Origin of the sequence: Algoriphagus sp. (assembly GCF_024642405.1) — a bacterium.
Classification (GTDB): Bacteria; Bacteroidota; Bacteroidia; order Cytophagales; family Cyclobacteriaceae; genus Algoriphagus.
On sequence record NZ_JAHEBC010000013.1, the window covers coordinates 24,560 to 30,663 of the forward strand.

Here is a 6,104-nt window from a genome sequence, read left to right on the forward strand (position 1 = left end):
TAGGCCTTTCCCTTTTCTATCTTTTATTGAACAATCCGAAATAAAATATTCCACCATGGATTTAATCACACCAGGTTCCGGTCTTATTTTCTGGCAATTATTTGGCTTTTTAGGCCTTCTTTTCATTCTTATCAAGTTTGCTTGGAAGCCAATGCTTGCAGCGTTAGATGAGAGAGAGAGCAGTATTGAAAATGCATTGAAAGCAGCTGAGACTGCCAGAAATGAAATGGCTAATCTGAAAGCGGAGAATGAAAAACTTCTCGCAGAAGCTAGATTGGAAAGAGATACTATCCTGAAAAAAGCTCATGATGCATCTTCTAAAATGATTGAAGATGCAAAAGCTGAAGCTGTGAAAACAGGTGCTCAGATGATCGAAAACGCGAAAGCAGTGATCGAAACTGAAAAGAAAGCTGCTTTGGCAGACGTGAAAACTCAGGTGGCAACACTTACACTTGAAGTAACAGACAAATTATTGAGAAAGAATTTGTCAGAAGACAAGGCTCAGAAAGAGCTTGTGGATGAATTTATCAAAGATCTTAAGCTAAACTAATCTACCTCCATGTCAAATCATAGAGTAGCATCCCGATATGCCAAATCTATTATGGAGCTTTCCCTTGAAAAGGGTCAGTTGGAGGAGGTTCATGCGGATTTTCAAAAATTGACTGCAATGGCCAAAAGCAATTTTGAGCTTGTGCTATTGTTGAAAAACCCAATCATTAATTCAGAAAAGAAACTGAATGTTTTAAAAGCTCTTTTTCCTGAGAAGACTTCTCAAAAGATGACTTTGACTTTTTTCGAGATTATTTCCCGAAAAAACCGAGAAGAAATCTTGATTGATGTCGCAAAGGAATTTGAAACTCAGTATAACATTTATAAGTCTATTCAGGTAGCTGAATTGACTACAACTACACCAATTAATGCTGAACAAAGAAAAGCATTTATGGATGTGGTAAAACAAATTTCCGGTATGACTGACGTGCAGCTGGTAGAAAAAATAAATCCTGACATTATTGGGGGATTTGTTTTGAAAATAAACGACCGTCAGCTTGATGATTCCTTGAGTAGCAAATTGAGAGTCTTGAAATCTCAGTTTATTCAAAATCATTACGAAAAACAGTATTAAATCAATAAGCAAAAATCATAATCTTATCATATCATGGCAGAAGTAAGACCAGATGAAGTTTCAGCAATCTTGAGGGAGCAGCTTTCAGGAGCAAGAACTCAAGCGGAACTTGAAGAAGTGGGTACAGTCCTTCAAGTGGGGGATGGTGTAGCACGTATCTATGGACTTTCTAAGGCTCAGGCCGGTGAATTGATTGAGTTCGACAATGGTCTGAAAGCAATGGTTCTTAACCTTGAAGAAGACAATGTAGGTGCCGTACTTTTCGGTGACTCCAAAGAAATAAAAGAAGGTGATACCGTAAAAAGAACCAAAAGAATTGCCTCACTTCAAGTAGGTGAAGGTATGTTGGGAAGAGTTGTGGATACCTTGGGTAACCCAATTGACGGTAAAGGTCCTATCGCTGGAGAATTATATGAAATGCCTTTGGAGCGTAAAGCACCTGGGGTAATCTATAGACAGCCAGTAACTGAGCCTCTTCAAACTGGTATCAAATCTATCGATGCCATGATTCCAATCGGTAGAGGACAAAGAGAATTAGTTATCGGTGACCGTCAGACTGGTAAGACTGCCGTTGTTATTGATGCTATTTTGAATCAAAAAGAATTTTACGATAGAGGCGAAGCAGTATTCTGTATCTACGTTGCTATTGGACAAAAAGCTTCTACTGTTGCTAACGTAGTTGCTTCCCTTGAAAAAGGTGGTGCGCTTCCATACACAGTGGTTGTAGCTGCTCCAGCTTCTGATCCAGCTCCTATGCAATTCTTTGCCCCATTCACCGGTGCTGCAATTGGAGAATTCTTCCGTGATACGGGACGTCCAGCATTGGTAGTATATGATGATCTATCTAAACAAGCAGTAGCGTATCGTGAAGTATCTCTTCTTTTGAGAAGACCTCCAGGACGTGAAGCATATCCAGGTGACGTATTCTACCTTCACTCAAGATTATTGGAAAGAGCTGCAAAAATCAATAAGTCTGACGAAATCGCTTCTCAGATGAATGATTTGCCTGATTCTATCAAGCATTTGGTAAAAGGCGGTGGTTCATTGACCGCTCTTCCTATCATCGAAACTCAAGCAGGTGACGTTTCTGCCTATATTCCGACTAACGTAATTTCGATTACAGATGGTCAGATCTTCTTGGAAACTAACCTATTCAACTCTGGTATTCGTCCTGCAATTAACGTGGGGATCTCTGTATCTAGAGTAGGGGGTAACGCACAGATTAAATCAATGAAGAAGGTTGCAGGTACTTTGAAGCTGGACCAGGCACAGTTCCGTGAATTGGAAGCTTTTGCTAAGTTCGGTTCTGATCTAGATGCAACTACCAAGAGAACAATCGAAAGAGGTAGAAGAAACCAGGAAATCTTGAAGCAACCACAATACTCTCCAGTATCGGTAGCACATCAGGTAGCTATTATCTATGCTTCTACAAAAGGTTTGATGGATACAGTTCCTGTTGAGAAGGCAAGAGCATTTGAGAAAGAATTCTATGTGCTTCTTGATGCTTCTTATCCAGAGGCTCTTGATTTGATCAAAAAAGGAGATATCGATGGTGCTGGTAAGATTCTTGCCAAGGCAGCATCTGAATTGGCTCCTAAATACGCATAATTTAAATATTCAAAATCCGATGGGCTTTCATAGCCTATCGGAATTTCTATAGCTTACAAAGCAATCACTGATGGCTAACTTAAAGGAAGTAAAGGAAAGAATTAACTCGGTAGTTTCTACCCAGCAGATCACCAAAGCGATGAAAATGGTATCTGCGGCGAAGCTGAGAAGAGCGCAGGATAAAATTATCCAAATGCGTCCTTATTCTCAGAAGTTGACCAATATCCTTAATAATGTTTCTGCAGCCTCTGAAGGTGCAGCAGATATTGTTTATGCCGAAAAAAGAGAAGTAAAAAAAGTGCTTTTAATCCCTGTTACTTCAGATAAAGGTCTTTGTGGAGCTTTCAACACCAATATTATCAAGGCTACAAATGCTGCGATAAAAGGTCCGCTTTCTGGAGCTGAAATCACTGTTCTTCCTCTTGGGAAAAAGGCGAATGAGTATTTCAAAAAGTCTGGACTTCCTGTAGTTTCTGATTATTTCCAAGTTTTTCAAGATTTAAATTTTGATAATGTTCGCCAGGCTGCTGAATATGCCATGAGTTCATTTGTAGCTGGAGAATTTGATCAGGTGTTTTTGGTATTCAATGAATTCAAAAACGTAGCAACACAAATTGTAAGAACAGAGCAATTCTTGCCAATGGCAAAAGAAGATTCAGCTGAAGAGAAAACCGCAGAAGTTGATTATATCCTTGAACCATCCAGAGCATATATCATTGAAGAATTGGTTCCAACATCTCTGAAGATTCAACTTTACAAAGCTGTATTAGAAAGTAATGCCTCAGAGCATGGAGCCAGAATGACAGCGATGGATAAAGCAACGGAAAACGCAGGTGAATTGCTAAAAGAACTTCGATTAATGTACAATAGAACCCGTCAGGCTGCTATCACCAACGAAATCTTAGAGATCGTAGCTGGTGCAGAAGCGCTTGGGTAATTATTAATTGCAATAGATCCAACCCAACCACTGCTCATAAGAGTTGTGGTTTTTTTGTTTTTACCACTGAGTTCACTGAGTTTTCCGTAGAGGGAATAAAAAAGATGTTAGGCTGAGCTGAGTCGAAGCCTTTCTAATTAAGAAATAGTGCCGTAGGTAAAGCTATAGATTTCTCACTTCGTTCGAAATGACTCCAAATTAAGATTTCTATAGAGAAGAAGAATGTTGGCTAAAACAAGGTAATGTATTTTTATTCAATAAATCCCGCCAAGTCGCCAAGCCGCAAAAGAGAAGAAATATCAATAGCTTCTGAGATGCAACTTTATTGCCCCGGGTTTAAACTTGGAGGAATCTATTGATGTCAGTATGAGCGGAGTCGAAGCTTTTCTAATAAAGAAATAGTGCCGTAGGTATAGCCATAGATTTCCTACCTAAAGAAATGCAAGGTCATTTCGACTAGAGGGAGAAATCTCACACATTTTTTATATCCTAAAAACCCGAAAGCATACGAAAAGAGATTTCCTGCCTACCGACAGGCAGGCTCACTTCGTTCGAAATGACTCCATATTATGATTTCGAAAAAGAATAAACGGTTTACCAAAAATGATTAAACCATTCTGGTTTTTGGTTCATTTGCCTAAATTGTAGAAAAAATACCACCCATCTTTTTATGAAATTCTCCAATCGACTTCTCGGTCCCATTCTATTTTTGCAGGTTTTTTCGTGCTCTCCTAAACAAACTGAACCAAAAAAACTTCCCAATATCATCGTCATTCTGGCAGATGATCTAGGTTATGGAGACATCGGTGTTTTCAATCCCGATAGTAAAATCCCTACTCCCAATATCGATCAACTTGCGAAAGATGGAATGAAATTTACCGATGCACATACCCCAGCTGCAGTCTGTACCCCCACGCGATATGGTTTTTTGACTGGAAGGTACAATTGGAGAAGTAGGTTGAAAAGTGGAGTTCTTACCGGAAAGTCAAATGCCCTGATTCCAGACGAAAGAACTACAATAGCAGATGTTTTTAAGAACAAAGGTTATGAAACTGCTTTTATCGGAAAGTGGCATTTAGGATGGAATTGGGGTTTAAAAGATGTAGAAGCCAATACAGGAGAGGGATGGAATCCACAGGATTTTGACCAAATAGACTTTTCAAAAACAGTGACTCACACTCCAAATGACTTGGGCTTTGACTATGCCTATGGACATTCGGGATCATTGGATATGGCTCCCTATGTCTATGTGGAGAATGGTATGGCAACTGCTATACCGGATACAGTGACCGTGAATACAGGTAAGTATTCTTGGTGGAGAGAAGGTCCAACTGCTCCGGATTTTGATCACGAAAAAGTTACGCCACATTTCTTCGATAAGTCTATTGAATATATTGAATCTAAAGCCCAAACTGAAAGCCCTTTTTTCCTCTATTTGGCACTTCCTTCTCCACATACTCCGATTTTGCCAACTGAAGAATGGCAAGGTAAAAGTGGGGTTCTTCCTTTTGGAGATTTTATGATGATGATTGATGATTATGTAGGAAAGGTTAATGAAGCCATCAAAAAAGCTGGGATTGAAGAAAATACATTAGTGATTTTCACCTCTGATAATGGGGGATCACCAGCTGCGGGACTGGAAGAGTTGGCTGCTTTAGGGCATCTGTCTAATTATGTATTCCGAGGAAACAAGGCTGATTTGTATGAAGGTGGACATCGGGTTCCATTCATTGCTAAATGGCCTGAAAGAATAAAGAAAGGTACTTCAAGAGATCAAACTATTTGCTTAACCGATTTCATGGCAACGGGTGCTGAAATCGTTGGTTATTCGCTTCAGGATAATGAGGGAGAGGATAGTTATAGTTTATTAGGTCTTTTTGATGCAGATAGAACCGTAGATTCTTTTCGGGAGGCGACCGTTCATCATTCGATAGATGGAAGTTTTGCGATCAGACAGGGAGATTGGAAGTTGCTAATGGCTAAAGGTTCTGGAGGTTGGAGTTTCCCAAAGCCAGGGGATCCCGCTGAAGAATCTCTTCCGGATATTCAATTATACAACTTGAAAAATGATCCCGCAGAAGCCTCAAATATATTTGCCAAAAATCCTGAAAAAGTAGCCTCATTGAAAGCACTTTTGATCAAATACATCAAAGAGGGTAGAAGTACTCCCGGCGCACTTCAGTCCAATGATCCCATCGAAGGAGAATGGAGGCAGATTAGCTTCATTGAAGAGTGATGTCAGGCTGAGCGGTGTCGAAGCCTTTATATCTGTGTAAAGGTCATTTCGAGTGAAGCGAGAAATCTTAACCACAAAGTACGCGAAGAGAAGGCAAAGAAGCGAGGTTATTAGGCTAAGCGAAATCGAAGCCTTAATGATTAAGGAATTGCTGATCCATTTAAGAATTGAAACAGACCCAGAATGGGTCATATGTTTAT

The 6,104-nt window shown here is 39.8% G+C and carries 5 protein-coding genes; all 5 read left to right on the forward strand.

Annotated elements, in window-relative coordinates; translation table 11 throughout:
• Positions 1-55 precede the first annotated feature (55 nt).
• The 5 genes from Q0L68_RS02185 to Q0L68_RS02205 all read left to right on the forward strand — a co-directional run bounded on the left by Q0L68_RS02185 (position 56) and on the right by Q0L68_RS02205 (position 5,904).
• Complete coding sequence (locus Q0L68_RS02185; RefSeq protein ID WP_296698762.1) at positions 56-550, forward strand: F0F1 ATP synthase subunit B; 495 nt, start codon at positions 56-58, stop codon at positions 548-550.
• A 9-nt stretch (positions 551-559) separates the two neighbouring features.
• Complete coding sequence (gene atpH, locus Q0L68_RS02190) at positions 560-1,123, forward strand: ATP synthase F1 subunit delta (RefSeq protein WP_296698764.1); 564 nt, start codon at positions 560-562, stop codon at positions 1,121-1,123.
• Positions 1,124-1,156: 33 nt separating this feature from the next.
• A complete protein-coding gene (gene atpA / locus Q0L68_RS02195; protein WP_296698767.1) occupies positions 1,157-2,731 on the forward strand; it encodes a F0F1 ATP synthase subunit alpha in 1,575 nt (524 codons plus the stop codon).
• A gap of 70 nt (positions 2,732-2,801) precedes the next feature.
• Positions 2,802-3,668: an ATP synthase F1 subunit gamma gene (atpG, locus tag Q0L68_RS02200; RefSeq protein WP_296698770.1), complete on the forward strand. Its 867-nt coding sequence runs from the start codon at positions 2,802-2,804 to the stop codon at positions 3,666-3,668.
• Between the two features lie 670 nt (positions 3,669-4,338).
• On the forward strand, positions 4,339-5,904 hold the full coding sequence (locus Q0L68_RS02205; RefSeq protein WP_296698772.1) for an arylsulfatase: 1,566 nt from the start codon (positions 4,339-4,341) through the stop codon (positions 5,902-5,904).
• Positions 5,905-6,104 lie beyond the last annotated feature (200 nt).

Coding starts and splice junctions, on each gene's coding strand:
- Q0L68_RS02185 (WP_296698762.1), top strand. CDS start 56: ATGGATTTAATCACACCAGGTTCCGGTCTTATTTTCTGGCAATTATTT.
- atpH (WP_296698764.1), top strand. CDS start 560: ATGTCAAATCATAGAGTAGCATCCCGATATGCCAAATCTATTATGGAG.
- atpA (WP_296698767.1), top strand. CDS start 1,157: ATGGCAGAAGTAAGACCAGATGAAGTTTCAGCAATCTTGAGGGAGCAG.
- atpG (WP_296698770.1), top strand. CDS start 2,802: ATGGCTAACTTAAAGGAAGTAAAGGAAAGAATTAACTCGGTAGTTTCT.
- Q0L68_RS02205 (WP_296698772.1), top strand. CDS start 4,339: ATGAAATTCTCCAATCGACTTCTCGGTCCCATTCTATTTTTGCAGGTT.